Here is a 25,513-nt window from a genome sequence, read left to right as displayed (position 1 = left end):
GACCGGCCCGAGAGCAAGTTGTATACCAACATCGACCACAATTGGGGTTTCAGCGCTCGACGGATCGCGGGCACGATCGGTGGCCCGGGTTGACGCCGATCGGGGGATAATCTCCTGGGGCTGTTTCTGGCTCTCCTGAACGCGGCCTAATGCAGCACTACATGCCGTCGTGGACGTAGGGCCGGCGCCGGGCGAGCCTGCTCTGCCTGGCAGGCACGGATCGCTTTACGCAGCGCAACCATGGTGCGGGGCAAATTGAGACTCTCCGCTTCCTCGACCAGCATGGTCAGGCATTGCAACACGTTGGCCGCCGTTGCATGCAGGGCCTCTTCGGATAGTTCGTCATCAAACATCAGGTTTGTAATCTCTATAGGCTATCTCACCCCAGCGTGAGATAGACAGCGCCGCTGTATGAGGAAAAATTAATGCTTTGTGCAAGAAAAGAGTGGATGCGACGGACTCCACAATGAAAAACCCGGCAGAAATGCCACGCAAGCTGGGCATCATCGCCGGCAGCGGGCTGCTTCCCGTCAAGGTCGCCGCCGCGGCTCGGGCGGCCGGCCGGGGCATCTTCATCATCGGGCTGGAAGGTTTCGCCGATCCGGCCGTGCTTGCCCCCTGGCCGCACGAAATGCGCCGGCTTGGCGCGGCATCCCGCATCATTGCGGCGCTGCGGGAGAACGGGTGCCAGGATCTGGTGATGATCGGCCCGGTGCGCCGGCCGTCATTGTTGGATCTGCGGCCGGATGCCGAGGGCGCCAAGCTGCTGGCGCGCGTCGGCCGAGCGGCCTTCGCCGGCGACGACGGGCTGCTCGCGGCCGTCATCCGCGTGCTGACCGAGGAAGGTTTTCGCGTCATCGGCATGCAGGACATCATGCGGGAGGCGGTGGCCCCAAGCGGCGTGCTGACAAGGGTAGCGCCGGATGCCCAGGCGATGACCGACATCAACCGCGGTGCCCATGTCGCCCGTCTGCTGGGATCGGCCGATGTCGGGCAGGGCTGTGTCGTCCAGCAGGGCCTGGTCCTGGCAGTCGAGGCGATTGAGGGCACCGACGCGATGCTCGCTCGGGCCGGGGCGCTGCGGCGCGACGGCGTCGGTGGCGTTTTGGTGAAATTGGTGAAGCCGGGCCAGGACAAACGCGCTGATCTGCCGACGATCGGGCCGGATACGGTGCGCAACGCGGCAGCGGCGGGACTGAGGGGGCTTGCGTTCGAGGCCAACGCCACCATTCTGGCGGAACGTGAGGCCTGCCTTGCCGCGGCGGACGCGGCGGGGCTGTTTCTGCTGGGCCTCGATCCCGAGACCTTATCCTGAAGGGGACTTCCAATGAGCCGTTTTCTGCACACCATGCTGCGCGTCGGGGACTTGCAACGCAGCGTCGATTTCTACACCAAGGGTTTCGGCATGAACGAAATCCGCCGCACCGACGTGCCCGACGGTAAATACACCCTGGCTTTCGTTGGCTACGGCACCGAAGAAGCCAATACGGTGATCGAACTGACCTACAACTACGGCACTGAGAAATACGATCTGGGGTCTGCGTTCGGCCACCTCGCGATCGGCGTGCCGGACGTTGCCGCGACCACCGAAACGCTGCGTTCGTTCGGCGCCAAAGTGACGCGTGAGCCCGGCCCGGTGAAGTTCGGCAAGACCATCATCGCCTTCGTCGAGGACCCGGATGGCTACAAGATCGAACTGGTGCAGCGGGCCTGACGCATCGGCGGCGCATCGCTCGCCGTTGCGCCGCCCACCCGCCTGGGCGTTAAATTCCGCTGGTACGAAAACAGTGGGAGGAAGTCGGCCATGGGACCGTTGGCGGGCGTAAAAATAATCGAATTCGCCGGGATCGGGCCGGCGCCGATGGCATCCATGCTGCTAGCCGATATGGGTGCGACGGTTGTGCGTATCGACCGCGTCGCTGCCGCCGATCTGGGCGTGCCGATGGCCGAGGAGCATGAATTCACCCGCCGCAGCCGAGCCGCTCTGGCGCTTGACCTGAAGAAGCCGGAATCGGTCGCGCTGGTCCTGCGGCTGATCGACGGTTCCGACGCGCTGATCGAGGGCTTCCGGCCCGGCGTCATGGAGCGACTGGGTCTTGACCCCGATGTATGTTTGGCCCGCAACAAGAAACTGGCCTACGGGCGGGTGACGGGCTGGGGGCAGGAAGGTCCGATGGCGCAGGCCGCCGGGCACGACCTGAACTACATCGCACTAACCGGTGCGCTGCACGCAATCGGACGAGCGGGCCAGAAGCCGACGCCGCCGTTGAATCTCGTGGGCGATTACGGCGGTGGCGCGCTCTACCTGGTGACCGGGTTGCTGGCGGCGATCATTTCCGCTCGGGCGACCGGGGCAGGGCAGGTGGTCGACGCGGCGATGGTCGATGGCGCGCTATCGCTGATGACCCCGATCTACGCCATGCAGGCCGGAGGGCGGCTGACCGCGCCGCGCGGCGAGAACCAGCTCGATTCCGGCGCCTATTACTACGAAGTCTACGAATGTTCGGACGGGCAGTTCATCTCCCTGGCGCCGATCGAGGCGAAGTTTCACGCCGAATTGCTGCGGCTGCTGGAGATCGACCCGGTGTCGATGCCGGCGCAGCGCGACAAGACCGGCTGGGCGCGGTGGAAGGCGGTGCTGACCGATCGCTTCCGGACACGGACGCGTGACGACTGGTGCCGGATCCTGGAGGGTTCGGACGCCTGTTTTGCCCCGGTGCTGTCGATGGCGGAAGCGCACGCACACCCGCACAACCAGGCGCGTGGGGCGTTCATCGATGTCGGCGACTACCGCCAGCCGGCGCCGGCACCGCGCTTCGGTACGACGAAGCTGGCAGCGCCTCGGCCGCCCGGATCGGTACCGGTCGCGGAGGCACTGGCTGCCTGGAACCTGTCGGCGGCTGAGATCGCGGCATTGTCTGGGACCTGACCGAAACGCGCTGTGCCTGGCCGTGACGATCCCGTGAGACAGCGGGATTTTCACGCAGTCGTTAGAAATACGGTCCTATTTTTACCGTTCGGGCATGAAATATCCCCTCTGTTACGGGCGCATTGTTGCGCCATGGCAAGAGAGGAAAACAAGATGTTCACTCGAGCGAGACTTTTCGGCACCGCGGCGCTTCTCGCGGCCACCGTGTCCGCCGCGCCGCTGGCCCGCGCGCAGACCAGCCCGCAAGTCACCGTCGACGGCGCCCGCAAGGTGCTGGCCGATCTGCGGCACGACAAGGCGTTCGGCAACGCCGAACAGCTGCTCCGTCAGGCCAAGGCGGTTCTGATCGTCCCCAGGCTGGTCAAGGGCGGCTTCTTTGTCGGCGGTGAGGGCGGTGACGGTGTCATGCTGGTCCAGCGCCGCGGCGGCTGGAGCGCCCCCGGTTTCTACGCCATCGGCGCGGCGTCTTTCGGTCTGCAGGCGGGACTGGAGCAGTCCGAGATGATCATGCTGATCATGACCCCGCGAGGCCTTGAGGGCGTGCTGCACGACAACTTCAAGATCGGCGCTCAGGCGGGCATTTCCGTGGTCACCCTGGGATCCGGCGTCGAGGGTGCGATCGGCGGCGCGACGCCGCCTGATATCGTGGTGTGGTCGTCGTCCACCGGGCTGTATGGCGGGTTGACGGTCGACGGATCGGTCATCAAGTCCGAACCGAGCGACGACACGACCTTCTACGGCCGGCCGGTAACACCGCGCAGCGTGCTGTTCGGCCCGGTGGGCAGCCCGCGCGCGGCACCGCTGCGGCGCGAACTGGCCAGCATAGGATAAGTTGCACGGAAGCCGTTGCGAGGCACGGGCGGGCGTGTTATTGCGCCCGCCCGCGCTCCTCTGGGGGATAGTTTAGCGGTAAAACTCCCGGCTCTGACCCGGGCATCCTTGGTTCGAATCCAGGTCCCCCAGCCAAATTCCTCACGGCCCAGCTTCTTACGCGGCTGTCCCGGCGTTCCGACTTTCTCCGTGGCCTCGGTTTGCCGATCGACCCATTCATGCTTTAGATGAATGGTTCCCGAACAGGCAGCTAAGGAGTCAGGCGTGTCATCCACATTACCGCAAGCTGTGGACGCTCAACTGACGCGTGCCGCCATTTTTCTGGTCGCCACGGTGAACGCCGGATCAGAGCACGCCGCCGCCGTGAGCACCCTGTGTGGCGATCTTCCCGCCCTCGTCCGAGCCGTGGGCTTTCGTGTCCCCAACGGCAGACTGTCATGCGTCATGGGGCTGGGTTCCGACGTATGGGATCGCGTCTTCACGGTGCCGAAGCCGAAAGACCTGCATCCGTTCCGCGAAATTCGCGGCAGGCATCATGCCGTCGCCACGCCGGGCGACGTCCTGTTTCACATCCGCGCCGCCCGTATGGATCTCTGCTTCGAACTGGCGGCACAGATCATGTCACGGTTCGGCGACGCCTTGTCCGCAACAGATGAAGTCCATGGCTTCAGCTATTTCGACGAACGCGACGTGCTGGGGTTCGTCGACGGGACCGAAAACCCGGTAGATCAGGCCGCCGTCGACGCCACCATCATCGGCGAGGAAGACGCCGCCTTTGCCGGCGGCAGCTATGTGATTGTCCAGAAATACCTGCATGACATGGCAGCGTGGAACGCATTGCCGGTCGAAACGCAGGAGCGGATCATCGGCCGGACGAAACTGTCCGACATCGAACTGGACGATGCGGTGAAGCCGACCTCGGCGCACAACGCCCTGACCTCGATCGAGGAGAACGGACAGCCGCTGGAAATCCTCCGCGACAACATGCCGTTCGGCGACGTCGGCAAGGGCGAGTTCGGCACGTACTTCATCGGCTATGCAAGGTCCCCGAAGCGGATCGAGCAGATGCTCGAAAACATGTTCATCGGCAGGCCGCCCGGCAACTACGACCGGCTGCTCGACTTCAGCCGAGCGGTGACCGGAACGTTGTTTTTCGTGCCCTCAGCGACATTTCTGGAGACCGTCGCGACCGCGATATCTCCTCTGCCGACCGCCACCGAACGCGAGGATCAGGCTAGATCCAGGCCGCGATCGTCTTCGACTGACGGCTCGCTTGGTATTGGTTCACTGAAAAAAGAGGCAGGACATGAATAATCTCCACCGGGAACTCGCCCCTATCTCCGACGCGGCGTGGGCCGAAATCGAGGAAGAGGCGTCCCGCACCCTCAAGCGCTATCTGGCGGCTCGGCGGGTCGTGGACGTGCCAGCCCCGAAAGGCCTCGAACTCTCGGCGGTCGGCACCGGCCACGTCCAGCAAATCGAGGCACCGGCCACGGGAATCCGAGCGGTGCAACGGGAGGCAAAGGCGCTGGTGGAATTGCGCGTTCCGTTCACACTGTCGCGCCAGGCGGTCGATGACGTCGAACGGGGTGCCTCGGATTCGGATTGGGACCCGCTGAAGGAAGCAGCGCGCAAGATCGCCTACGCCGAAGATCGTTCCGTCTTCGATGGATACGCCGCCGCCGGCATCCAGGGCATTCGCCAAGGCGCCAGCAACCCGGCTGTGACGCTGCCGCCCACCGTGACGGGCTATTCGGCCGCAGTCGCACAGGCGGTGAATCAGTTGCGCCTCGCCGGGGTAGAAGGCCCATACGTACTGGTGCTGGGCAGCGATCCATACACCGCCATCAGCGGAGGCAGCGACGAAGGGTACCCGGTCCTGCAGCATGTTCAGCGCTTGGTGGATGGCGAGATCGTCTGGGCTCCCGCCATCGAGGGAGGTCTCGTGCTCACCACCCGTGGCGGTGATTTCGAATTGGACATCGGGCAAGACATCTCTATCGGTTATCTCAGCCATTCCGAGACAACCGTCGAACTGTACTTGCAGGAGAGCTTCACCTTCCGGCTGCTGACAACGGAAGCGGCCGTTGCGCTAGCGGTTCCGGAGAAAAAGTGAGTCCTTCGGAGCCTAGTCGATATAAGCTGAATCGGCCTACGAGGGTGAGGACGAATGAGGGGAAAACGATGACAACGCGTAACCGTTAGCTTTCGAGGCGAAAGAAAGGAACACAAAACAGACGCCAAACAAGGGATCTATTTCCAGCATCACCTCATCTTGTCACCAAGGGAGGACACCCAGCCCGAATTCGGGGTGCCAATGGGTACGTAAATACCCACTCGCAGACCAAAGAGAAGGTCGACCGGCTAGAGAAATTAGCGGAGATCCTTGGCTTAGTCCGCGACTTATGATTGGACTTGGGAGGAGCACCCTACGGCTAATTCTGCGGCAAACGAAGGATCCACCATGACTATCGCCTCACTCGAAACCGCGCTGTATCGCATCAAGCTGCCAGTGCCGCTGTCCGACTCCACCCATGGCACGATGACGCACTTCGAACTGGTCACCGTACGCCTGCGCGACAGCGACGGTGCCGAGGGCGTCGGCTACACCTACACCGTCGGCACCGGCGGCGCGGCGGTGCATGCGCTGATCGACCAGGGGCTGCGCTCGGTGTTGCTGGGCGCCGACGCCGATAAGATCGAGGCGTTGTGGACCCAGATGTGGTGGCGCCTCCACTACGGCGGCCGCGGCGGGTCGGTCAGTCTCGCCGTCTCCGCCTGCGACATTGCTCTGTATGATTTGAAGGCTCGGCGGCAGAACACGCCCTTGTGGCGCCTGTTGGGGGGCTTCAATCCCGCCGTGCCGTGTTACGCCGGCGGCATCGACCTGGAATTCACCCTCGATGCGCTACTGAAACAGACCGACAACAACCTCGCCAAAGGCTTCCGAGCGATCAAGATGAAGGTCGGCCGCGACCGGCTGTCGGAAGATCGAGCCCGTGTCCAGGCCATGCGCGCCCATCTGGGCGACGACTTCCCGCTGATGGCCGATGCCAACATGCGCTGGACCGTCGATCAGTCGATCAGGGCGGCCAGAGCCTTCCAGGACAGCAATCTGACCTGGCTGGAGGAGCCCACCATCCCCGACGACGTCGCCGGCCACGCCAGGATCGTGCGGGAAGGCGGGGTGCCCATCGCCACCGGCGAAAACCTGCACACGCTGCACGAATTCACCCAGATGATCGCCGCCGGCGGGGTGACGTTCCCCGAACCCGACGTCACCAATTGCGGTGGCATCACCGTGTTCATGAAGGTCGCCCACCTCGCCGAGGCCTTCAACCTGCCGCTGACCTCCCACGGCGCCCACGACCTGACCGTGCACCTTCTGGCTGCCGCGCCGAACCGGTCCTACCTCGAGGTCCACGGCTTCGGCCTCGACCGCTACATCGCCCAACCGGTGACCATCACCGAGGGCAACGCCATGGCTCCCGACCGGCCCGGCCACGGAATAGAATTCGACTGGTCCGCGCTGGAGAAGAGCGTCTGACAGCAACGCGCGTTGATAGCGACCCTTCATTCCCGTCATAACGGTTGCACGTCGGTCGGCACCGTCCGTCTTGCCGATGCAGATCGGCATCCACGCCTTCTACGTGCGAAACAAAGGCGTGGATGGCGAGCCTTCGTGCGCCATGACGGTTGCACGCGACCACTCACCCCACCTCCGGCCAATAAAGCCGCATCGGATTATCAACGAGCAGCTTCCGGCGCAGCACCGGCGTAACCGCGATGTGCGGGATGAAATCAACCAGCAGCCCATCATCGGGCATGTGGCCTTTCAGGTTGAAGTGCGGCCAGTTGGTGCCCCACAGCACTCGATCGGGAAACGCCTCGATGATACTCCGAGCAAACTGAACGGCATCGCGATAGGCGTTCCGCTCGCCATCCAGGGCAGGGGAGCCGGCGACTGAAAGGCGTTCGGGGCAGGTCACCTTCGACCAGACATTTGGATGTTCCCGCATGAACAGCGCAAACTCCGGCCCGTCCAGCGGCTTGGTCACATCTGGACGGCCCATGTGATCGACGACGACCGTCGTCGGCAGAGCGATGAAGAAATCCCACAGTTCCGGCAGGTCCACCGCCTCGAAGTAGATCACCACGTGCCAACTCAGTTTCGCGATCCGCCCGGCGATCTCAAGCAGTTCGTCCTTCGGCGTGAAGTCCACCAGCCGCTTGACGAAATTGAACCGCACGTCCCGCACGCCGCCCGCGTGCATCGCCTGAAGCTCCCCATCGGCCACGTCCCGACGCCCGTCGCGATCCCCCGAGCCTTGCCGCCGGACTGCACCAGCGCATCGATCATCGCCCGGTTGTCGGCCCCGTGACACGTAGCCTGCACGACGATGTTGCGGGCGAAACCAAGACAGTCCCTCAGCGCATACAACTGCTCATTCGATGCGTCACATGGCGTGTATTTACGCTCTGGGCGAACGGAAACTCCGCGCCCGGCCCGAACACATGGCAATGCGCGTCCACCACCCCGGTCGGCACCTGCAACCGAGGTTTGGACGGGCCGGCATACCGATCCAGCGACCCTGGAGTCTTCTCGAACGCCATCGCCTACCGGCCCTTCGCCTTCAGCGCCGCATCCAGCCGGGAGAACACAAGCCGCGCATTGCCCTCGTACACCGCGGCCCGAGCACCGGCCGACAGGCTGGATGCCTCGATGTAGCGCTTCGTATCGTCGTAATAGTGACCGGTTTCCGGATCGATCCCGCGCACCGCGCCGATCATCTCGCTGGCGAACAGGATGTTCTTCGTCGGGATCACCTTGGTCAGCAGATCGATGCCCGGCTGGTGATAGACGCAGGTGTCGAAATAGATGTTGTTCAGCAGCAGCTCGGTCAGCAGTGGCTTCTTCATCTCTTGCGCCAGGCCGCGGAACCGGCCCCAGTGATACGGCACCGCGCCGCCGCCATGCGGGATCAGGAATTTCAGCGTCGGAAAATCCTTGAACAGGTCTGAGGTCAAACACTGCATGAACGCGGTTGTATCGGCGTTCAAGTAATGCGCGCCGGTGGTATGGAAGCATTCGTTGCAGCTGGTGCTGACATGCACCATCGCCGGTATGTCGTACTCGACCATTTTCTCGTAGATCGGATACCACGACCTGTCCGACAACGGCGGAGACGTCCAATGCCCGCCTGACGGATCGGGGTTCAGGTTGATGCCGACGCAGCCGTAATCCTTCACGCACCGCTCCAACTCCGGGATGCAGGTCTTCGGGTCCACGCCCGGCGACTGCGGCAGCATGGCCGCGCCGACGAAACTATCAGGAAACAACTGACTGACCCGGTAGCATAGCTCATTACAGATCGACGCCCAGGTCGAGGACACCGCGAAGTCGCCGATATGATGCGCCATGAAGCTGGCGCGCGGGCTGAAGATGGTCAGGTCGCTACCGCGCTCCTGCATTTTCGCCAGCTGGTTGGTGACGATGCTCTCACGCAGCTCATCGTCGCTGATCTTCAGCTCGCTGACTTTGGGCTTCGCCGAGGCGTCCGCGATCCCGGCGATCTGCCGATTGCGCCATGTTTCCAAAGCCTTGGGCGCGGTGGTGTAGTGGCCATGCACGTCGATGATCACTGGCGGGTCCTCCTCTCTGGCGGCCGAATCCCGGCCGTTCTGCCCACCATAGTGCCGGTCCGGCGCGTCCCGCGCCACACCCAAGGCGCCGTCTCCACAACTGTCAGGGCCAGGCAGTCCATTTGTGATTTATTCGTAACCTAGCCATGCATTTTTCTCGCATCAGCGGGTTGCGTCGCCGAACGGGATCAAGCATTGAGGGCTGTCGCAATACTGTCAGATTGTCCAGGTAGAGATATGATAAAAGGGAAACGAAATATGCGGATTTCGCACCGGAACGCCGTGTTCGGTGCGGCGCTCGGTTGTGTGCTGGCGGCGCCGCTCGCGCACGCGGCGGACCCGATCAAGATCGGGGTCATCGCCGAGACCTCGGCGATCAGTGGCGTGGGCATCCCCAACGCCGCCAAGATGGCGGCCGACGAGATCAACAAGGCCGGCGGCGTTAACGGCCGCATGATCGAAATCGTCGCCTACGACGACCACAACTCCGCCACCGACGCGGTGCGTGCGTTCCAGCGCGCGGCACAGGAAGACAAGGTCAGTGCCGTCATCGCCACCTATATCAGTGAGGTGATGCTGGCGCTGGAACCCTGGGCCGGCCGCCTGCACATGCCGCTGATCACCCCCGGCGCGGCCAGTAACGACATCACCAAGCGCGTGCACGACGACTACGACCACGAGAAATACGTCTTCCACGGTTACCTGGCCTCGACGCAGATCGCCGACATCGTCTGCGACGCGGCGAAAGATCTTATGGTCAACGACCTGCACATGAAGACCACGGTGGTGATGAGCGAGGATGCCGCCTGGACCATCCCGCTGGACGCCGAATACCTGAAATGCCTGCCGGAAGCCGGCCTGAAGGTGCTGGACCATATCCGCCTGTCGCCGGATACCACCGACTTTACCCCGATCTTCAACAAGATCGAGGCGGCCAAGCCGGACGTGATCATGACCGGCATCAGCCATGTCGGTGTGCAACCGACGGTGCAGTGGCAGCAGCAGCAAGTGCCGATGGCGATGTATGGCGTGTCCAGCCAGGCGACCAACGCCACGTTCTGGAAAGATACCAACGGCGCGACCGACGGCGTGATCTTCAACTCGGTGGCGGCGCCGGACGTGGCGGTGACACCGAAGACCATTCCGTTCGCCAATGCCTATAAGGAGAAATACGGCAGCCTGCCCGGCTACGCCGCCTACCAGTCCTATGACGACGTATTCATGTGGGCCGACGCGATCCGCCGAGCGGGCAGCACCGATCCGGACAAGATGGTCGCGGCGATGGAGAAGACCGATTATGTCGGCACCATCGGGCGCATCCAGTTCCTGCCGAAGACCGACACGTTCGCCCATGGCCTGCGGATCGGGAAGGGCTTTGTCAGCGGGCTGATGGTGCAGTGGCAGAACGGCAAGCAGGTCACCATCTGGCCGGCCAATGTCGCCGCGGGCAAGATGGCCTTCCCAGCCTTCACCAAACTGCCGCAGTAGCCGAACACGAGGGCGGTCTTCGGGCCGCCCTTCTTTCGAAACCGGCACTGCCGGACGGAGTCTCATGCTTGCATTGCAGATACTGATCGATGGTTTCGCGATCAGCAGTCTCTACGCCCTCGGCGCCATCGGTTTCACCCTGATCTTCGGTGTGTCCGGCGTCCTGAACCTGTCGCACGGCGCGATCATGGTGGTGGCCGCCGTCATCGCCTGGTGGGTTTCCGGCACCTACGGCGTCAGCCCCTACCTGGGCGCGCTGGCCGGCCTCGCCGCCAGCCTTGCGTGTTCTTTCTTCACCTACGGCGTAATCGTCCGGCCGTTGCAAAAATCGCCGTCGATCCCGCATGAGGAGAAGGAAATCTTCGTGCTGACCGCCACCCTGCTGTGGGGCATCATGCTGCAGGAGGCGGTGGCCTACCTGTTCACCAACAATCCTAAGACCGTCCGCCCGCTGGTCGAGGGCGTCGTCCGCATCATGGGCGTCCGCACACCGTGGAACGAGGTGCTGACCGCCGCGGTGTCGCTGGGCGCGATCGCGCTGCTGTACCTGCTGGTCAACCGCACCCGCACCGGCAAGACGTTGCTGGCGGCGGCGATGAACCCGCGCGGCCTGACCCTGCTGGGGTTCGAGCTTTCCAGCATCTACATCCTGGTCTGGGCGATCTACGGGCTGCTGGCGGGAGGCGCCGGCGTGCTGCTGGGCGCCTTCCTCGGCGTCAGTTCCGACAATGCCGGCACGCTGACCGCCAGTGCGTTCGCGATCGTGGTGCTGGGGGGTCTCGGCAGTGTGTCCGGGTCGCTGATCGCCGCCTATGTTGTCGGCTACCTGGAAACCCTGACGGCCTATCTGGTCAATCCGTCCATCCGCACGGTGCCGGCGCTGCTGCTGCTGATCATCGTGGTCTATGTGCGCCCGCAAGGCCTGCTGGGGAGGCGATAAGATGCTGCGATCGCGAACCTTCCAGGTGGTGGTGCCGGCTCTGCTGGTGCTGATCCTGCTGCCGCTGGGCGTGAACGGCTACATCCTCGGGCTGCTGACGCTGGCCTACTACTATGCCGTGTTCGCCATGTCGTGGGACCTGCTGTTCGGCTTCGCCGGTGAGGTCAATTTCGGCCCCAGCTTCCTGATCGGCATCGGTGCCTACACCGCGGCGCTGCTGAACCATTACTGGTCGTGGCCGATCCCACCCTGCCTGGTGGCCGGCGCATTCGCCGCCGTGGTGGCGGGCGCCGTCCTGGCGATCCCGGCGCTGCGGCTGACCGGCCCGTATTTCGGCCTGATCACCCTGGTCGCGGTGTTGCTGCTGCAGAACGTGCTGGTGCTGTTCGCCGGCATCACCGGCGGTGAGATCGGTCTGGACCTGCCGGACGTGCTGTCGATCGACGCCTCCACCAACTACTACTATGCACTGGCCTTCATGACCGTCAGTGGCGCCATCCTGTATGGCTTGGCGCAATCCCCGGTCGGACTGATCCTGCAGGCCAGCGGTCAGGACGCCATCGAGGCCGCGGCGCTGGGCTTCAACGTCGCCAAGCACAAGCTGGCGGCGTTCTGCATGAGCGCGTTCTTCTCCGGTTTGGCCGGTGCGATGCTGATCTTCTATTTGGGCACCGCGTCGGTCGGCACCGTGGTCGATATCGGCGTCGGCGTGAACGTCATCATTGCCGCCGTGCTGGGTGGCCGCCGCACCATCCTGGGCGCCGCGGTCGGGTCGATCTTCCTGATCGGTGCCGGCGAAATCCTGCGCCCGCTGGGACAGTTGTCCACCTTCGTGGTGTCCGCCATCGCCCTGGTGGTGATCCTGTTCTTCCCCGGCGGCTTCATGGGCCGCTTGCTGCAGTCGGGAGGCCGCGAATGACCGCGCTGCTGGACGTCAAAGGCCTGACCAAGCGGTTTGGCGGCTTGGTCGCGGTGAAGGACATCGGCTTCAAGATCGAGGCCGGCGAAATCCTCGGCCTGATCGGACCGAACGGGTCGGGCAAGTCCACCGTGATGAAATGCATCATGGGGATCGAGAAACCCAACGCCGGTTCGGTGAAACTGGATGGCATCGATGTCGCCGGCTGGCCGACCCATCGCATCGCGCGTGCGGGTGTCGGGATCGTCTTCCAGCACGCCAGGCCGTTACAGCGGCAAACCATCTTGGAGCACATCAAGCTGGCGCTGCTGCCCGACAATCTGCTGATGCTGGCGACCGATCACGGCGTCACCAGACGAGCCGAGGAAATCGCCGCCCGCGTCGGACTGTCGCAGGTGATGCACCGGTTGCCGCGCACGCTGCCGTTCGCTGATCTGCGCCGCCTGGAACTGGCCAAGGCGATCGCCCGCAACCCCAAGGTGGTGCTGGTCGACGAACCCTTCGCCGGCCTGACCTCCGGCGAAGTCGCTGATTTTTCAGCACTGATCGGCAGTTTCCGTGCCGAGGGCCATGCCGTGCTGCTGGTCGACCACAACGTCAAGAGCGTCGCGGCATTGGTCGACCGCGTGCTGGCGATGTACCTGGGCGAATACGTCGCCGAGGGCAGCGCCGAGGAGGTGATGCGCAACGAAACCGTCCGCCGCGTCTACCTCGGCGGCAAGATCGAAACCGCCGCGCGCCCGGAACGCGAGGGCAAGGATCGCACGCCACTGCTGGATGTGCGCGGCCTGGGTGTGCTCTACGGCAAGGCCACCGCCCTGGATGACGTGTCGATCCATGTCGGCGAGGGCGAATTCGTTTCTGTCGTCGGCTTGAACGGCGCCGGCAAAACCACCCTGTTCAACGCCATTTCAGCCCTGGTGCCCTATAGCGGCACCATCAACTGGCGCGGCGAGACGCTGGCGGGCCGCACCCCAGGCTCCATCGCCCGCGGTGGTATCGTGCAGTGCCCGGAATCCCGCGAATTGTTCGGCGACATGTCGGTGCGGGAGAACCTGGATCTTGGCGGCCAGCATTTTCCGGTGGCGGAGGCGGCGAAGCAGTTGGACTGGCTGTTCGGCCTGTTCCCCATCCTGAAAGCCCGCCAGGGCCAGGCGGCCCGTACCTTGTCCGGCGGCGAGCAGCAGATGCTGGCGATCGCCCGAGCGCTGATGATGCGACCGAAACTGCTGATCCTGGACGAACCCACACTGGGCCTGGCGCCGGTGATCCTGGAGCAGTTGTCAAAGGCGCTGGAAGTCCTGCGCCAGACCACCGACATCACCGTCCTGCTAGGCGAGCAGAACGTGACCTTCGCCCTGCCGCACGCCGACCGCGTCTACGTCATCGAACATTCCCGCATCATCTGGGAAGGCGACCCCGCCCGTTTCGCCGAGGAAGCCGGCGCCGGCTACCTGTAATCGGCGTCGCTTCCTCCCGTCATGGCTCGGCGAAGTCCGGGCCACCTATCGCGGCACGCGTCGGAAGCGATACCCGGACCATGCCGACCCGCAACGGGTCTACCGCAGCCGCGTATCCAGCAGCGTGGCCAACTCCGCCTCGTGCTCGTAGCCGGGCATCAGCCGATCCAACAGCGGATCACGGCAGGCAGCGGGGTGGAAGTAGATCTCGCTGTCGCCGTCGGGCAGATGCGGCAGCAGGCGGTGGATGCGATCGGCAGTCATATGCCCGCTCCAAGCCAGGCCAAAGCAGTGGTCGTTGGTAGCCACCCCGGCGGCACGCGCCTGGCGGCGAAGAATCCGCGTCCAGCGGTGCAAAACCTTGTCGCCAAACGTCGATGCAACGCCGCAGCGCGCCATGATCGCCGGCGGTTCAGCGGGGACGCGGATGCGGCGCAATCCGTATGCCGCCCCCGCCCGAAGCATCATCGCTCCAACCGTCGGATGCAGATGCATATGCTTGTGGGCATTGGCGTGGTCCAACACCAAGCCAGTCGCGGTAAAGGCGGCGAACTGCGCCTGGATTTCCGCCCAGAGTTGCCGGCGCACACGCGGGCGAAAGAAGTAATTCACGCCCAGCTTCAACTGGTCGGACGGAAATTGCCCTGCTTCGTCAACGAGGTCGGGAATGCGCGCATGGGGCAGGGCGGCCGGCCCCTCGATCACCACCAGATGCAGCCCGACCCGCAACGACGGATTGGCTCGTGCTCGACGAACAGCATCCGCGGCGGCGAGGCCGGCGACCATCAGGCTGGCGGCTTGGAGGACGCCGTCCCGATGGGCACGCTCGATGCCCTCGTTGACGGACTCCGACAGACCGAAATCGTCGGCCGAGAAAGTGACGGTTTTCAAGCGATGAAAGCAGCGTGCATCATGCGGCTAAGCTAGGGACCCGGGTTGATTCCGGAAAGGTGGCGCGTGCCGGCGATCTACCCGCTGATCCCAAACTCACCCAACGGCGCTGCTTTGCGCAACGCCCTGTCGCCCGCAACAGCCAACATACCATGCCGGTCGGACAACCGGCTGAGTCCCTCCTCGATGCGCGTCACCCGGGTCACAGCATCGGCGATAACCGCACTGGCGATCATCGTGGCCGCTCCTGTCGCGGCACTCTTGGCCTCACTGACGACTTGCCCCTGTTCGGCCTCCAACCGGGTCAGCCGGTCCTCGACAGCCCGCAACCGACTGTCCAGCGCCATGATCGTCGCCTTGACCGTCTCATGCAGCTTGTAAAGGTCCTGCGTGTCGCGAGCGAACTTGAACAGTTGCCCAAGCGCCGCGAGCGCCACTAAATCAGGCCCGCCCTGCGGACACGAAGCAGCAGTTCGTCCATCTCATGCTGAAGTTTCGGTATGTCGCGTGCGAGCTGGTTATGGATCTCATCGATCTGCACGCACATCGCGACTTCTTCGGCCGAGGCCGGCCGGAAGTCGAACATCATCACACCTTCGCCAACCTGGTGCCCGCCCCGCGGTGCGTCTTCCATAACCGGGTATTCAAAATTATCAGTATGATCGTAAGCCTTGTAATCCGGCATCACCGCCTCCACAGACCGACGCCGAATTACTAAGCCAAAACCCCAACTATTTCAAGTGCATACCGGCAGACAATCGTGTGCAAGAACCCGCCCTACGCCGCGTGATGCCGCTCCCGGAGGAACTGGAAGAACTCCACCCCCTCACGCAGCCGCCGCTTCATCATCTGCGGGCTCCGCACCATCTCCCCAACGATCGAGGCGATCTTCGGCGCTCGGAAATAGAACCGCTTGTAGAACGTCTCCACATTGTCGAAGATTTCCGTGTGCGACAGATGCGGATAGTGCAGGGGCGCGATCTGCACGCCGCTGTCATCCACCAGTTCGGCATGTTCCGCATCCAGCCAGCCGTTCTCCACCGCCTGCTTGTACAGGAACGTGCCAGGATACGGCGCGGCCAGCGACACCTGGATGGTATGCGGATTGATATCCGTCGCGAACTTGATCGTTTCTTCGATCGTATCCTTGGTCTCACCAGGCAAGCCCAGGATGAACGTGCCGTGGATCTTGATCCCCAGCTCATGGCAGTCCTGGGTGAATTTCCGAGCGACCTCGATCCGCATACCCTTCTTGATGTTGTGCAGGATCTGCTGGTTGCCGCTCTCGTAACCCACCAGCAGCAGCCGCAGCCCATTATCCTTCAGCACCTTCAAGGTATCGCGCGGCACATTCGCCTTGGCGTTGCACGACCAGGTAACGCCCATCTTGCCCAGCAGCTTGGCGATCGCTTCGGCACGCGGCAGGTTGTCGGTGAAGGTGTCGTCGTCGAAGAAGAATTCGCGCACCTGAGGCCACATCGCCTTGGCCTGGCGGATTTCCTCGGCCACGTGTTCGGGGGAACGCACCCGATACCGATGCCCTCCGACAGTCTGCGGCCACAGGCAGAATGTGCAATGCGATTTGCAGCCGCGGCCCGTGTACAGCGACACATACGGGTGCATCAGATAACCGATAAAATAGTCCTCGATCCGCAAGTCGCGTTTGTAGACCTCGGTCACGAACGGCAGCGTGTCCATGTCCTCCAGCGTTGCACGATCCTTGTTGTGGATGATGACGCCGGCGTTGTTGCGGTAGGAGATACCGTCGACCGAACCCCAGTCTCGGCCCTCGGCGATCTCCTTGATGGTGAAGTCGAACTCGTTGCGCGCCACAAAGTCGATGACACCGCCCTGCGCCAGGCTCTCCGCGGGCTGCACCGCCACCTTGGCGCCGACCATCCCGATCTTCAGCGACGGATTGGCTGCTTTCAGCGCCTCCGCCACCTTCACGTCGGACGCGAACGACGGCGTCGACGTGTGCATCACACACAGCTCATAATCACGCACCTGGCGCACGACCTCGTCCAGCCCGATACGCGCCGGCGGCGCGTCGATCAGCTTGCTGCCGGGCACCAGCGCGGCCGGCTGCGCCAGCCACGTCGGAAACCAGAACGACTTGATCTCACGCTTCGCCTGGTAGCGGGAGCCAGCGCCGCCATCGAAACCGTCGAAGGAGGGCGGCTGCAGAAACAGGGTCTTCATCATTGGGCGTTGGTTCTCTCGATCCGGCGTAGGGCCAGGGAAGGGTCGGCGGCTTGTCTGGTAAATGGCGGCGGCGTGTCGGCGTGCAACCCATGACCGCGCCAGTCGACCTGGCGTCCGCCATAACTGGCCAGCATCACCGCCACTGAAAAGACGTCTCGCAGCGGCAGAAGCCAGACCGGGCAGCAGAATGCAAGCGCCACGACGTCAATGCTGTCCCGCCCCCGCGAGCCGGATGCATCGGACCAGGCCCGAGTCAGTGCGCCGTCGACGACCAGTGCGGCGGCCGCCCGCAGTACCCAGGCAATGCAGAACACGCCGATGGACCACAGCGCGCCGCCCGCCAGCAGCACTGTCAGCAACGCCCAGGCCAGCGGATACTGCACCACCGACGCCGCGAACCCGACCGGTTCCAGCGCGCGTATGGTGCGCGCCCACCGCAGCTCATGTCGGAACAACGCCCCCACGCTGGCCTCCGGCACCGTAGTCAGCACCACCGTATCGGCCAGCGCGATCCGCAGCCCCAGCGCGGCGATCCGCTGCCCCAGGACATTGTCGTCCGCGAGGTGATCGACCAGCGCCCGCAAGCCGCCGATGCGGTCCAGGTCATCCCGCCGGAGACCCATCGTCGCCCCCAGGCAGTCCTGGCGCCCCAGCCGCCGAGACAGTACCGCGCTCGGCAGGAACCCGTACGTGATATGGGCGGCACCCAGCCGAGCGGGCAACGCGCCCACCGGTAAACCCGCATACAACGTGGTCACCAGCCCGACCCCGGGCCCTTCCAGCGCCGCCACCAGCCGATCCAGGTAGTCCGGCCGCGCATGCACATCGGCGTCCGCGATCACCAGCACGTCATGACGCGCCGCCGGCAGCATGTTGATCAGGTTGCTGACCTTATGGTTCCTCCCATGCAGCGTGGAATCGACCACCAACGCGATATCCACGCCGGGAAACCGAGCCTGCAATCGGCGCACGATCACCACGGCCGGATCCGACGCCTCCCGCACACCGAAAACGATCTGAAATTCCGGATAATCCTGCCGGCACAACGTCTCCAGCGCCTCCTCCAGCAGCGGCTCATCGCCGTGCAGCGGCTTCAACACCGTCACCGGCGGCCGAGCGGACGGCTCAGCCGGGCGCCGATGGGCAAAGCCCGCGACCAGTCGAGATACCACCAGCGCCTCGGCCACCCCGACACCGCCCAGGACCGCGGCCACCCCCGCCAGCACCGTCATCATGAATTCAGCGAGCCATCCGACAGGTCGGTGATCTTCTGCCGCAGGCTGGCGATCAGCGCGTCGGCGTCGCCGCTCGCCAGGATCTTGCGGAAATCGGACCGTTGGACTGCCACCCGGCTGATAGAACCCTCCAGCAGCACGTCCACCGCCCGCCACGCGCCGTTGTCGGACCGCATCACGTAATCCAGCCGCGTATGATCGCCGTTGCCGCTTACGATCTCGGTCCCGACGATGCGGTCGCTGCCGGAATCGCGCGCGCCCGGCAAGATCTGGAAGCGCTCGCCGTCGTATTTGTCGAAATTGGCGACATAGGTCGCCACTGTGAACCGCTGGAACGTCGTCAGCAGGCGCTGTCGCGCGTCGGCGTTCATTGCGTCCCAGCGCAGCCCCACCGAGACCTTGAGCACGGTTTCCAGGTCGAACACCCGATCCACTACCGGCGCCAGCGCATCAAAGCGCTGCGGGAACGATGCACGCGGACCAGCTCGCATCGCCCCCTCCAGCGCCGCATACAGCGCCTGCAGCGGCTGATCCACCGGCGCGGTGGCATCGGCCCACGCAGCGCGCTGCCCACCGATGGCCAGCATGGCCGCCGCCGCGGTCGAGAACAGCAGGAACGTGCGTCTGGTCACCGTAACCATCTCCCCCGGGTCGCTCTCCGATGGATCATCGCGACGTGATAAGCTTCGCCGGACGCACATCGGGTGTCTTCACACCCATCGCCGTCAGCGCCACCGACACGATGTCCTTGGCCGACAACCCCGCTTCCGCCAGTTGCTTGGGCTGCGAATCGTGGTCGATGAACACATCCGGCATCACCATCGGCCGGATTTTCAACCCGGAATCAAGCAGCCCCTTCCACGCCAGATGCTGCATCACCTGGGCGCTGAAGCCGCCGACCGCCGCTTCCTCGATGGTGATCAGCACCTCGTGATCGCGGGCCAACTGCTCCACCAGCGCGGTGTCGATCGGCTTGGCAAACCGGGCATCGGCGACCGTTGTGGGGAAGCCGCGTGCCGCAAGCTCGTCTGCCGCCTTCAACGCGTCGCCCAGCCGCGTGCCCAGCGACAGGATGGCGATATTGCTGCCTTCCCGCATCAGTCGGCCCTTGCCCAGCGTCAGTACCTCGCCCTCGGTCGGCAGGGCAACGCCGGTGCCTTCGCCGCGAGGATAGCGGAACGCGCTGGGTCGGTCGCAGATCGACGCGGCGGTGGCGACGACATGCACCAGCTCCGCTTCATCGGCCGGTGCCATGATCACCATGTTTGGCAAACACCCCAGATAGGACAGATCGAAGCTGCCCGCATGGGTGGCCCCGTCCGCGCCAACGTAACCGGCCCGGTCCATGGCAAACCGCACCGGCAACGACTGCAGCGCCACGTCATGCACAATCTGGTCGTAGGCACGCTGCAGGAACGTAGAGTAGATGGCGCAGAACGGCTTCATCCCCTCGGTCGCCAGGCCAGCGGCAAACGTCACCGCGTGCTGTTCGGCAATCCCGACATCGAACGTCCGGTCCGGAAACATTTTTCCAAATCGGTCGAGCCCAGTGCCCGACGGCATCGCCGCGGTGACGGCGACCACGGTGGGGTCTTTCGTGGCTTCCGCGATCAGCGCGTCGGCGAACACTTTCGTATACCCGGGCGGACCCGGCGGCGCCTTGGCCTGCTCACCGGTGATCACGTTGAACTTGGACACGCCATGATACTTGTCGGCGGATTTCTCGGCCGGCGCGTATCCCTTGCCCTTCTGCGTGATCGCGTGAACCAGGATCGGCCCGGTGTCCTCGGCCTCACGCACGTTGCGCAGCACCGGCAGCAAGTGATCCAGGTTATGCCCGTCGATCGGGCCGACATAGTAGAAGCCCAGCTCCTCGAACAGCGTGCCGCCGGTCAGGATGCCGCGGGCATATTCCTCGGCACGCCGAGCGGTGCGCTCAATCCCACGCGGGAAGCGCTTGGCCATGCGGACTGCCAATTCGCGCAGCGACAGGAAGCTGCGAGACGACATCAGTCGCGACAGATAGGCACTCATCGCGCCCACCGGCGGGGCGATCGACATGTCGTTGTCGTTCAGGATCACGATCAGCCGCGAATGCAGCGCCCCGGCGTTGTTCATCGCCTCATAGGCCATGCCCGCGCTCATCGCGCCGTCGCCGATCACGCAAATCACATTGCGGTCATCCGGCTTCTTGCCCGCCCGTTCCGCCTGCGGCGTCGCTTCGTAGCGCGCCATCTTAAGGTCACGGGCGACCGCCATGCCCAGCCCGGCCGAGATCGACGTCGACGAATGCGCTGCGCCGAACGGATCGTATTCGCTCTCCGATCGTTTGGTGAAGCCGGACAGCCCGCCGCCCTGGCGCAGCGTTCGCATGCGGTCGCGCCGCCCGGTCAGGATCTTGTGCGGGTAGGCTTGGTGCCCGACGTCCCACAGCAGCCGGTCGCGCGGCGTGTCGAACACTGCGTGGATGGCGACGGTCAGCTCCACCACCCCTAGCGAAGCACCGAGATGCCCGCCGGTGACCGAGACCGAGTCCACCGTCTCAGAACGCAATTCGTCCGCCAGTTGTCGCAACTGCTCCCCGGAGAAGTTGCGCAGATCGGCCGGGTATTGAACGCGGTCGAGTAACGGCGTGTTGATTGGGCTCATCAAATCTCCTGTCCTCGCTTTAGCTACGTCGAGCCACCACGAAAGCGGCCAATGCCCGCAGATTCGCTGCGCGGTGCCCGAAACCATCCAAATGGGCCGCCGCCTGCCGCGACAGCATATCGGCATGGGAACGGGCCAGTTCCAATCCCAAAACCGCTACCATGGTCGCCTTGCCGGCAGCTTCGTCCTTGCCGGCTGTCTTTCCGATCTCCGCCGCGTCTCCTTCCACGTCCAGTACGTCGTCGGCGATCTGGAACGCCGCGCCAAGATCACGCCCATACGCCGCAAGAAGATGGCGCTGTTGTGACGTGGCCCGACCGAGAATAGCGCCCGCCTCGGCGCTGTATTGGATAAGCCGACCGGTTTTGAGCGCTTGCAACCGCGTTACCGCCGGCCCGTCCAACACCTGTCCTTCCGCCACCATGTCGATCATCTGTCCGCCCGCCATGCCGCGAGCCCCCGCCGCGGCCCCCAGCGCCATGACCAGTTCGCAGCGCGCCTGGGGGTCGGAATGCGTGTCGTGCTCGCCCAGTATCTCGAACGCGCGGCACTGCAATGCGTCGCCGGCAAGGATCGCCGTCGCCTCATCAAACGCTTTGTGTGTGCTCGGTTTGCCACGCCGCAGGTCATCGTCGTCCATCGCCGGCAGATCGTCATGCACCAGCGAATAGGCGTGCATCATCTCCACCGAGGCAGCCACGCGGGCGGCGCAGGTCTCGTTCACGCTGAACAGTGCGGCGCTTTCCATCACCAGGAACGCCCGCAGGCGCTTGCCGCCGCCCAGTGTGGCATAGCGCATCGACTCGGCCAGCCGGCCTTCCGCGCCTTCCACCGGCGGCAGCAGGATATCCAGCGCCTGTTCCACGGTACTCGCGACACGAGCCATTTCTTTCGGAAGATCGATTGGGGAGATAGAACCGTCGGACGCCACACGCAGCCTCGTGACCAAAGCGACTCCACGAAACGGGAGCCAATCTTTCTATAAGTAACACGTCAGGCGATGTTGCACATGCTCACGCACGTGCGATCACGGAAATAGTTGCCAATTTGCCACGCCACACCACCTGCGAAGGCCGCCGCCTCAAGCATGTCGGCAAAACCATTCCGCACAAGCCATGGCGGACCCGGACATGCAACCCTATGTGACGATGAATGGATGACCCGATGCCGCGTTTTGCCACATTTCCGGTCTTTATGCGGCGTTGCGGCAAAACGCCCGACCTGCCATATCCCGACCTCCAAGGTCCGGTATCACTTCGGAGACTGTCTGCATGATTCGCGTCGTCCTCGCCCAGCCCCGCGGCTTCTGCGCCGGTGTGGAGCGGGCCATCGAGATCGTCGAACGCGCGCTGAAGAAATACGGCCCGCCGATTTATGTCCGTCACGAAATCGTGCACAACCGACACGTTGTCGAGGACCTGCGCACCCGCGGCGCGGTGTTCGTCGACGAACTGGATGAGATCCCGGCCGGCTCGATGACGGTGTTCTCCGCCCACGGCGTCGCCAAGCGGGTCGAGGAAGCAGCCGCCGAACGCGGTCTGCCGGTGATCGACGCCACTTGTCCCCTGGTCGCCAAGGTCCACAATGAAGGCCGCCGCTACGCCCGCCAGGACCGCGAAATCGTGTTGGTCGGCCACGCCGGGCACGCCGAGGTCGAGGGCACTATCGGCCAGGTGCCGGCCAAGGTGCACCTGGTGCAGACGGTCGAGGACGTGGACCTGCTGACGGTCAAGGACCCCGACAAGCTGGCCTATATCACCCAGACGACGCTGTCGGTGGACGACACACGCGGCATCATCCAGGCGCTGATCAAGCGCTTCCCCACCATCGTCGGCCCCGACGTGCGCGACATCTGCTATGCCACGCAGAATCGCCAGCAGGCCGTGCGCGACCTGGCCAGCGCAGTCGACATGATCTTGGTGGTAGGATCACGCAATTCTTCCAATTCCAACCGTTTGCGTGAGATCGGCCAGGAACTCGGCAAGCCCTCATACCTTATAGACGATGCGGATGCGCTGCGGGCCGAATGGTTTACAGGCATTACCTCGGTCGGGGTGACCGCGGGTGCCTCCGCGCCGGAGACCCTGGTGCAAGGCGTGCTGGCTGGACTCCGCCAGTTCGGTGACATCGAAATCTCCACCCAAGATGGGGTGGCCGAGGACGTCCGGTTCCGCTTCCCCGCGCAACTCGTCGACGCATAAGGAAAAGACAGACTATGACCGTTCCGTTGAACCAGGCGATCCGTGTCGGCGCCTACGTCGTTAAGCAGCATGTGCTGGGCCGCAAGCGCTACCCGCTGGTGCTGATGCTGGAGCCGCTGTTCCGCTGCAACCTGGCCTGCGCCGGCTGCGGCAAGATCGACTACCCGGCCGAGATCCTGAATCAGCGCCTGTCGGTGGCCGAGTGCATGGAGGCGGTCGACGAATGCGGCGCCCCCGTGGTGGTGATCGCCGGCGGCGAACCGCTGCTGCACAAGGAAATCGACCAGATCGTGCAAGGTGCGATCGCGCGCAAGAAGTTCGTGATCGTCTGTACGAATGCGCTGCTGCTCGAAAAGAAGATGGACCTGTTCAAGCCGTCCAAGTGGTTCTCCTGGTCGGTGCATCTGGATGGCGGCAAGCGGGAACACGACATCTCGGTCTGCCAGGAGGGCGTGTTCGATCGCGCGGTGGCTGCGATCGGGGAGTCGAAACGGCGCGGCTTCCGCACCATCATCAACGCGACGCTGTTCAACAACGCCGAACCCGAAAAGGTCGCGACGTTCTTCGACGACGTGATGGCGATGGGCGTCGATGGTATCTCCGTCTCCCCCGGCTACGCTTACGAACGGGCGCCGGACCAGCAGCACTTCCTGAACCGGTCGAAAACCAAGGAATTGTTCCGCGGCATTTTCCGCCGGCAAGGGAAGGGGACGTGGAAGAAAAAGTGGTCGTTCAACCAATCATCGATGTTCCTGGATTTCCTCGCCGGCAACCAGACGTTCCACTGCACGCCGTGGGGCAACCCGTGCCGCACCTATTTCGGTTGGCAGCGCCCCTGCTACCTGCTGGGCGAGGGCTATGCCAAGACGTTTAAGGAACTGATGGAAACCACCGACTGGGACAAGTACGGCACCGGCAATTACGAAAAATGCGCCGACTGCATGGTGCATTCCGGCTACGAGGCAAGCGCGGTCGCTGAAACCGTCCGCAAGCCCTGGCGCGCCGCGGCGCAAGTCATGCGCGGCATCCGCACCGAGGGGCCGATGGCGCCGGACGTGTCGCTGGCAAGACAGCGGCCGGCGGAATACGTGTTCGGCAAGCATGTCGAGACGGCATTGAAGCGCATCCGCGCCGGTAAAAAGCCGACCGAGGAAGTGGCTGACGCGGCTGATTGAGGTTTGGCCCCTGCCGCCACCTGCTCATAAAGGACGACCGCCGCCGCACGCGACGTTATTCACCAAGCCGGCGGTCGTTAGTCTTTTTTTAACCAATGTCGGATAGGGTGTGCTCCGGCGTCCTCACCGGGTTTATGGGCAGGCAGGTTCCAAGGTGTTTTTTCAGGACTATTTCAGCCTTTCAGTCATAGCAAACCGTATCGATCGACGATGATTTCAGATGAACCGGATGAGGACGCCGACGCCCTCGATGATGAGAACCTGCTGGAAACTTATGTCGGCGGCGACCCGGCGAGGCCGCGGTTCGGTTCGGACAGCGTGCAGGACATGCGTGACTGGCCGTCGCCGCGCCGGACGACCGATATCGATGCCGAGACGCTCGCTTGGTTCAAGACTGGCCGAACCAAATGGCAAAAGGGACAGGAATTCGCCCCGCGGACCGGGATCGCCGAACAAATGCGGCCGTTGCCGGATATCCAACCGGGTGACTGATACGAGGGTTCTCGACCGATCGGGACACCGGGGCTTCCCGGTGTCTTTTTGGCGTTTCAGCGTGCCGCGCGCTTGCCGTTACTGACCGAGGCACGGGATGCCCTGGCGCCGGCGTGACTGACGGCTTCAACACCGCCTCTCGCTTGCATGAACGCTTTCAGCACTTCATTGATCCGGGTCTGGTAACCGCCGCCGAAGCCGCGAAAGAAGCGGAGCACGTCCGCATCCAGTCGCAAGCTGACGGCCAGCTTTGGTTCCCGCACGTCGAACACCAGATCGGTCGCCCAACCCGCTCGGGCCGGTTCGGCCGCCGCGTGGGCTGGCGCCGATGCCTTGGCCGGCTTGGTACGAGACCGGGCGTTCACGGTGGGCGCTTGGCGTGATTTGGATTGCCCGTTCGCGCCGCGGCTTGCCTTTGCCATGTTTGTATTCCTCCCATCAGGTCGAACTTGGTT

26 protein-coding genes and 1 tRNA gene are annotated in these 25,513 nt (G+C 64.0%); 15 read left to right on the top strand and 12 right to left on the bottom strand.

Annotated elements, in window-relative coordinates:
* Nucleotides 1-146: 146 nt before the first annotated feature.
* A complete protein-coding gene (locus GSQ89_RS30605; RefSeq protein WP_158931888.1) occupies nt 147-353 on the bottom strand; it encodes a hypothetical protein in 207 nt (68 codons plus the stop codon).
* Nucleotides 354-466: 113 nt separating this feature from the next.
* Between GSQ89_RS30605 and GSQ89_RS30600 the strand changes: the two genes are divergently transcribed.
* The 8 genes from GSQ89_RS30600 to GSQ89_RS30565 all read left to right on the top strand — a co-directional run bounded on the left by GSQ89_RS30600 (nt 467) and on the right by GSQ89_RS30565 (nt 7,307).
* A complete protein-coding gene (locus GSQ89_RS30600) occupies nt 467-1,315 on the top strand; it encodes an LpxI family protein (RefSeq protein ID WP_254073435.1) in 849 nt (282 codons plus the stop codon).
* A 12-nt stretch (nt 1,316-1,327) separates the two neighbouring features.
* A complete protein-coding gene (gene gloA, locus GSQ89_RS30595; RefSeq protein ID WP_158931887.1) occupies nt 1,328-1,714 on the top strand; it encodes a lactoylglutathione lyase in 387 nt (128 codons plus the stop codon).
* A gap of 90 nt (nt 1,715-1,804) precedes the next feature.
* Nucleotides 1,805-2,929 (top strand): CaiB/BaiF CoA-transferase family protein, encoded by a 1,125-nt coding sequence (locus GSQ89_RS30590; protein WP_158931886.1) that lies wholly within the window; start codon nt 1,805-1,807, stop codon nt 2,927-2,929.
* Nucleotides 2,930-3,082: 153 nt separating this feature from the next.
* Nucleotides 3,083-3,760, top strand: coding sequence for a lipid-binding SYLF domain-containing protein (locus tag GSQ89_RS30585; RefSeq protein ID WP_158931885.1), 678 nt, complete (start codon nt 3,083-3,085; stop codon nt 3,758-3,760).
* Between the two features lie 61 nt (nt 3,761-3,821).
* Nucleotides 3,822-3,895, top strand: a tRNA-Gln gene (locus GSQ89_RS30580).
* A 129-nt stretch (nt 3,896-4,024) separates the two neighbouring features.
* On the top strand, nt 4,025-5,074 hold the full coding sequence (locus tag GSQ89_RS30575) for a Dyp-type peroxidase (protein ID WP_158931884.1): 1,050 nt from the start codon (nt 4,025-4,027) through the stop codon (nt 5,072-5,074).
* Nucleotides 5,067-5,876 (top strand): family 1 encapsulin nanocompartment shell protein, encoded by an 810-nt coding sequence (locus GSQ89_RS30570; protein WP_158931883.1) that lies wholly within the window; start codon nt 5,067-5,069, stop codon nt 5,874-5,876. The genes GSQ89_RS30575 and GSQ89_RS30570 overlap by 8 nt, the downstream gene beginning before the upstream one ends.
* Nucleotides 5,877-6,224: 348 nt before the next feature.
* Nucleotides 6,225-7,307, top strand: coding sequence for a mandelate racemase/muconate lactonizing enzyme family protein (locus GSQ89_RS30565; RefSeq protein WP_158931882.1), 1,083 nt, complete (start codon nt 6,225-6,227; stop codon nt 7,305-7,307).
* A 163-nt stretch (nt 7,308-7,470) separates the two neighbouring features.
* Here GSQ89_RS30565 and GSQ89_RS30560 read toward each other — a convergent pair whose 3' ends face one another.
* Together GSQ89_RS30560 and GSQ89_RS30555 are read right to left on the bottom strand one after the other, a co-directional pair.
* On the bottom strand, nt 7,471-8,058 hold the full coding sequence (locus tag GSQ89_RS30560) for an amidohydrolase family protein (RefSeq protein ID WP_305782264.1): 588 nt from the start codon (nt 8,056-8,058) through the stop codon (nt 7,471-7,473).
* Between the two features lie 319 nt (nt 8,059-8,377).
* Nucleotides 8,378-9,403, bottom strand: coding sequence for an amidohydrolase family protein (locus tag GSQ89_RS30555; RefSeq protein WP_158931881.1), 1,026 nt, complete (start codon nt 9,401-9,403; stop codon nt 8,378-8,380).
* A 258-nt stretch (nt 9,404-9,661) separates the two neighbouring features.
* Between GSQ89_RS30555 and GSQ89_RS30550 the strand changes: the two genes are divergently transcribed.
* The 4 genes from GSQ89_RS30550 to GSQ89_RS30535 all read left to right on the top strand — a co-directional run bounded on the left by GSQ89_RS30550 (nt 9,662) and on the right by GSQ89_RS30535 (nt 14,210).
* Entirely contained in the window at nt 9,662-10,891 is a 1,230-nt protein-coding gene (locus GSQ89_RS30550; RefSeq protein ID WP_158931880.1) for an ABC transporter substrate-binding protein, read from the top strand.
* A gap of 64 nt (nt 10,892-10,955) precedes the next feature.
* Nucleotides 10,956-11,831, top strand: coding sequence for a branched-chain amino acid ABC transporter permease (locus GSQ89_RS30545; protein WP_158931879.1), 876 nt, complete (start codon nt 10,956-10,958; stop codon nt 11,829-11,831).
* Nucleotide 11,832: 1 nt separating this feature from the next.
* Nucleotides 11,833-12,750, top strand: coding sequence for a branched-chain amino acid ABC transporter permease (locus GSQ89_RS30540; RefSeq protein ID WP_158931878.1), 918 nt, complete (start codon nt 11,833-11,835; stop codon nt 12,748-12,750).
* Nucleotides 12,747-14,210, top strand: coding sequence for an ATP-binding cassette domain-containing protein (locus GSQ89_RS30535; protein ID WP_158931877.1), 1,464 nt, complete (start codon nt 12,747-12,749; stop codon nt 14,208-14,210). Before GSQ89_RS30540 ends, GSQ89_RS30535 begins: the two co-directional genes overlap by 4 nt.
* 99 nt (nt 14,211-14,309) lie before the next feature.
* Here the strand turns inward: GSQ89_RS30535 and hpnK are convergent, their stop codons facing one another.
* The 8 genes from hpnK to GSQ89_RS30495 all read right to left on the bottom strand — a co-directional run bounded on the left by hpnK (nt 14,310) and on the right by GSQ89_RS30495 (nt 22,076).
* On the bottom strand, nt 14,310-15,101 hold the full coding sequence (hpnK, locus tag GSQ89_RS30530) for a hopanoid biosynthesis-associated protein HpnK (protein ID WP_158931876.1): 792 nt from the start codon (nt 15,099-15,101) through the stop codon (nt 14,310-14,312).
* A gap of 77 nt (nt 15,102-15,178) precedes the next feature.
* Nucleotides 15,179-15,538: a hypothetical protein gene (locus tag GSQ89_RS30525; protein ID WP_158931875.1), complete on the bottom strand. Its 360-nt coding sequence runs from the start codon at nt 15,536-15,538 to the stop codon at nt 15,179-15,181.
* Nucleotides 15,538-15,786 carry a hypothetical protein gene (locus GSQ89_RS30520; RefSeq protein WP_158931874.1) on the bottom strand — a complete coding sequence of 83 codons (249 nt, stop codon included), beginning with the start codon at nt 15,784-15,786 and terminating at the stop codon, nt 15,538-15,540. The genes GSQ89_RS30525 and GSQ89_RS30520 overlap by 1 nt, the downstream gene beginning before the upstream one ends.
* A gap of 92 nt (nt 15,787-15,878) precedes the next feature.
* Nucleotides 15,879-17,306 (bottom strand): hopanoid biosynthesis associated radical SAM protein HpnJ, encoded by a 1,428-nt coding sequence (gene hpnJ / locus GSQ89_RS30515; protein WP_158931873.1) that lies wholly within the window; start codon nt 17,304-17,306, stop codon nt 15,879-15,881.
* Complete coding sequence (hpnI, locus tag GSQ89_RS30510) at nt 17,303-18,541, bottom strand: bacteriohopanetetrol glucosamine biosynthesis glycosyltransferase HpnI (protein ID WP_158931872.1); 1,239 nt, start codon at nt 18,539-18,541, stop codon at nt 17,303-17,305. Before hpnI ends, hpnJ begins: the two co-directional genes overlap by 4 nt.
* Nucleotides 18,538-19,173: an ABC transporter substrate-binding protein gene (locus tag GSQ89_RS30505; RefSeq protein WP_158931871.1), complete on the bottom strand. Its 636-nt coding sequence runs from the start codon at nt 19,171-19,173 to the stop codon at nt 18,538-18,540. The genes hpnI and GSQ89_RS30505 overlap by 4 nt, the downstream gene beginning before the upstream one ends.
* Nucleotides 19,174-19,207: 34 nt before the next feature.
* Entirely contained in the window at nt 19,208-21,190 is a 1,983-nt protein-coding gene (gene dxs / locus GSQ89_RS30500; RefSeq protein WP_158931870.1) for a 1-deoxy-D-xylulose-5-phosphate synthase, read from the bottom strand.
* 19 nt (nt 21,191-21,209) lie between these two features.
* Nucleotides 21,210-22,076 (bottom strand): polyprenyl synthetase family protein, encoded by an 867-nt coding sequence (locus GSQ89_RS30495; RefSeq protein ID WP_158931869.1) that lies wholly within the window; start codon nt 22,074-22,076, stop codon nt 21,210-21,212.
* Nucleotides 22,077-22,461: 385 nt separating this feature from the next.
* On the opposite strand from GSQ89_RS30495, the gene ispH reads away from it, so the two are divergent.
* The 3 genes from ispH (at nt 22,462) to GSQ89_RS30480 (ending at nt 25,058) form a co-directional block, all read left to right on the top strand.
* Nucleotides 22,462-23,391, top strand: coding sequence for a 4-hydroxy-3-methylbut-2-enyl diphosphate reductase (gene ispH, locus GSQ89_RS30490; protein WP_158931868.1), 930 nt, complete (start codon nt 22,462-22,464; stop codon nt 23,389-23,391).
* A 14-nt stretch (nt 23,392-23,405) separates the two neighbouring features.
* The gene (gene hpnH, locus GSQ89_RS30485; protein WP_158931867.1) at nt 23,406-24,566 is read left to right on the top strand and encodes an adenosyl-hopene transferase HpnH; all 1,161 of its coding nucleotides are present in this window, start codon (nt 23,406-23,408) and stop codon (nt 24,564-24,566) included.
* 210 nt (nt 24,567-24,776) lie between these two features.
* A complete protein-coding gene (locus GSQ89_RS30480; RefSeq protein ID WP_158931866.1) occupies nt 24,777-25,058 on the top strand; it encodes a hypothetical protein in 282 nt (93 codons plus the stop codon).
* A 56-nt stretch (nt 25,059-25,114) separates the two neighbouring features.
* On the opposite strand, the gene GSQ89_RS30475 is transcribed toward GSQ89_RS30480, so the two are convergent.
* Entirely contained in the window at nt 25,115-25,480 is a 366-nt protein-coding gene (locus tag GSQ89_RS30475) for a BrnA antitoxin family protein (protein ID WP_158931865.1), read from the bottom strand.
* Nucleotides 25,481-25,513: the final 33 nt, after the last annotated feature.

Origin of the sequence: Acidisphaera sp. S103 (assembly GCF_009765975.1) — a bacterium.
Classification (GTDB): Bacteria; Pseudomonadota; Alphaproteobacteria; order Acetobacterales; family Acetobacteraceae; genus Rhodopila.
The sequence above is the reverse complement of the archived record's forward strand: the minus strand, read 5'-3'. Positions and strand labels throughout refer to the sequence as shown.

What these genes read in the sequence shown, in the direction of transcription:
- GSQ89_RS30605 (WP_158931888.1), bottom strand. Translation starts at nt 353, where the DNA reads ATGTTTGATGACGAACTATCCGAAGAGGCCCTGCATGCAACGGCGGCC.
- GSQ89_RS30600 (WP_254073435.1), top strand. Translation starts at nt 467, where the DNA reads ATGAAAAACCCGGCAGAAATGCCACGCAAGCTGGGCATCATCGCCGGC.
- gloA (WP_158931887.1), top strand. Translation starts at nt 1,328, where the DNA reads ATGAGCCGTTTTCTGCACACCATGCTGCGCGTCGGGGACTTGCAACGC.
- GSQ89_RS30590 (WP_158931886.1), top strand. Translation starts at nt 1,805, where the DNA reads ATGGGACCGTTGGCGGGCGTAAAAATAATCGAATTCGCCGGGATCGGG.
- GSQ89_RS30585 (WP_158931885.1), top strand. Translation starts at nt 3,083, where the DNA reads ATGTTCACTCGAGCGAGACTTTTCGGCACCGCGGCGCTTCTCGCGGCC.
- GSQ89_RS30570 (WP_158931883.1), top strand. Translation starts at nt 5,067, where the DNA reads ATGAATAATCTCCACCGGGAACTCGCCCCTATCTCCGACGCGGCGTGG.
- GSQ89_RS30565 (WP_158931882.1), top strand. Translation starts at nt 6,225, where the DNA reads ATGACTATCGCCTCACTCGAAACCGCGCTGTATCGCATCAAGCTGCCA.
- GSQ89_RS30550 (WP_158931880.1), top strand. Translation starts at nt 9,662, where the DNA reads ATGCGGATTTCGCACCGGAACGCCGTGTTCGGTGCGGCGCTCGGTTGT.
- GSQ89_RS30545 (WP_158931879.1), top strand. Translation starts at nt 10,956, where the DNA reads ATGCTTGCATTGCAGATACTGATCGATGGTTTCGCGATCAGCAGTCTC.
- GSQ89_RS30540 (WP_158931878.1), top strand. Translation starts at nt 11,833, where the DNA reads ATGCTGCGATCGCGAACCTTCCAGGTGGTGGTGCCGGCTCTGCTGGTG.
- GSQ89_RS30535 (WP_158931877.1), top strand. Translation starts at nt 12,747, where the DNA reads ATGACCGCGCTGCTGGACGTCAAAGGCCTGACCAAGCGGTTTGGCGGC.
- GSQ89_RS30520 (WP_158931874.1), bottom strand. Translation starts at nt 15,786, where the DNA reads ATGCCGGATTACAAGGCTTACGATCATACTGATAATTTTGAATACCCG.
- hpnJ (WP_158931873.1), bottom strand. Translation starts at nt 17,306, where the DNA reads ATGATGAAGACCCTGTTTCTGCAGCCGCCCTCCTTCGACGGTTTCGAT.
- hpnI (WP_158931872.1), bottom strand. Translation starts at nt 18,541, where the DNA reads ATGATGACGGTGCTGGCGGGGGTGGCCGCGGTCCTGGGCGGTGTCGGG.
- dxs (WP_158931870.1), bottom strand. Translation starts at nt 21,190, where the DNA reads ATGAGCCCAATCAACACGCCGTTACTCGACCGCGTTCAATACCCGGCC.
- GSQ89_RS30495 (WP_158931869.1), bottom strand. Translation starts at nt 22,076, where the DNA reads ATGGCTCGTGTCGCGAGTACCGTGGAACAGGCGCTGGATATCCTGCTG.
- ispH (WP_158931868.1), top strand. Translation starts at nt 22,462, where the DNA reads ATGATTCGCGTCGTCCTCGCCCAGCCCCGCGGCTTCTGCGCCGGTGTG.
- hpnH (WP_158931867.1), top strand. Translation starts at nt 23,406, where the DNA reads ATGACCGTTCCGTTGAACCAGGCGATCCGTGTCGGCGCCTACGTCGTT.
- GSQ89_RS30480 (WP_158931866.1), top strand. Translation starts at nt 24,777, where the DNA reads ATGATTTCAGATGAACCGGATGAGGACGCCGACGCCCTCGATGATGAG.
- GSQ89_RS30475 (WP_158931865.1), bottom strand. Translation starts at nt 25,480, where the DNA reads ATGGCAAAGGCAAGCCGCGGCGCGAACGGGCAATCCAAATCACGCCAA.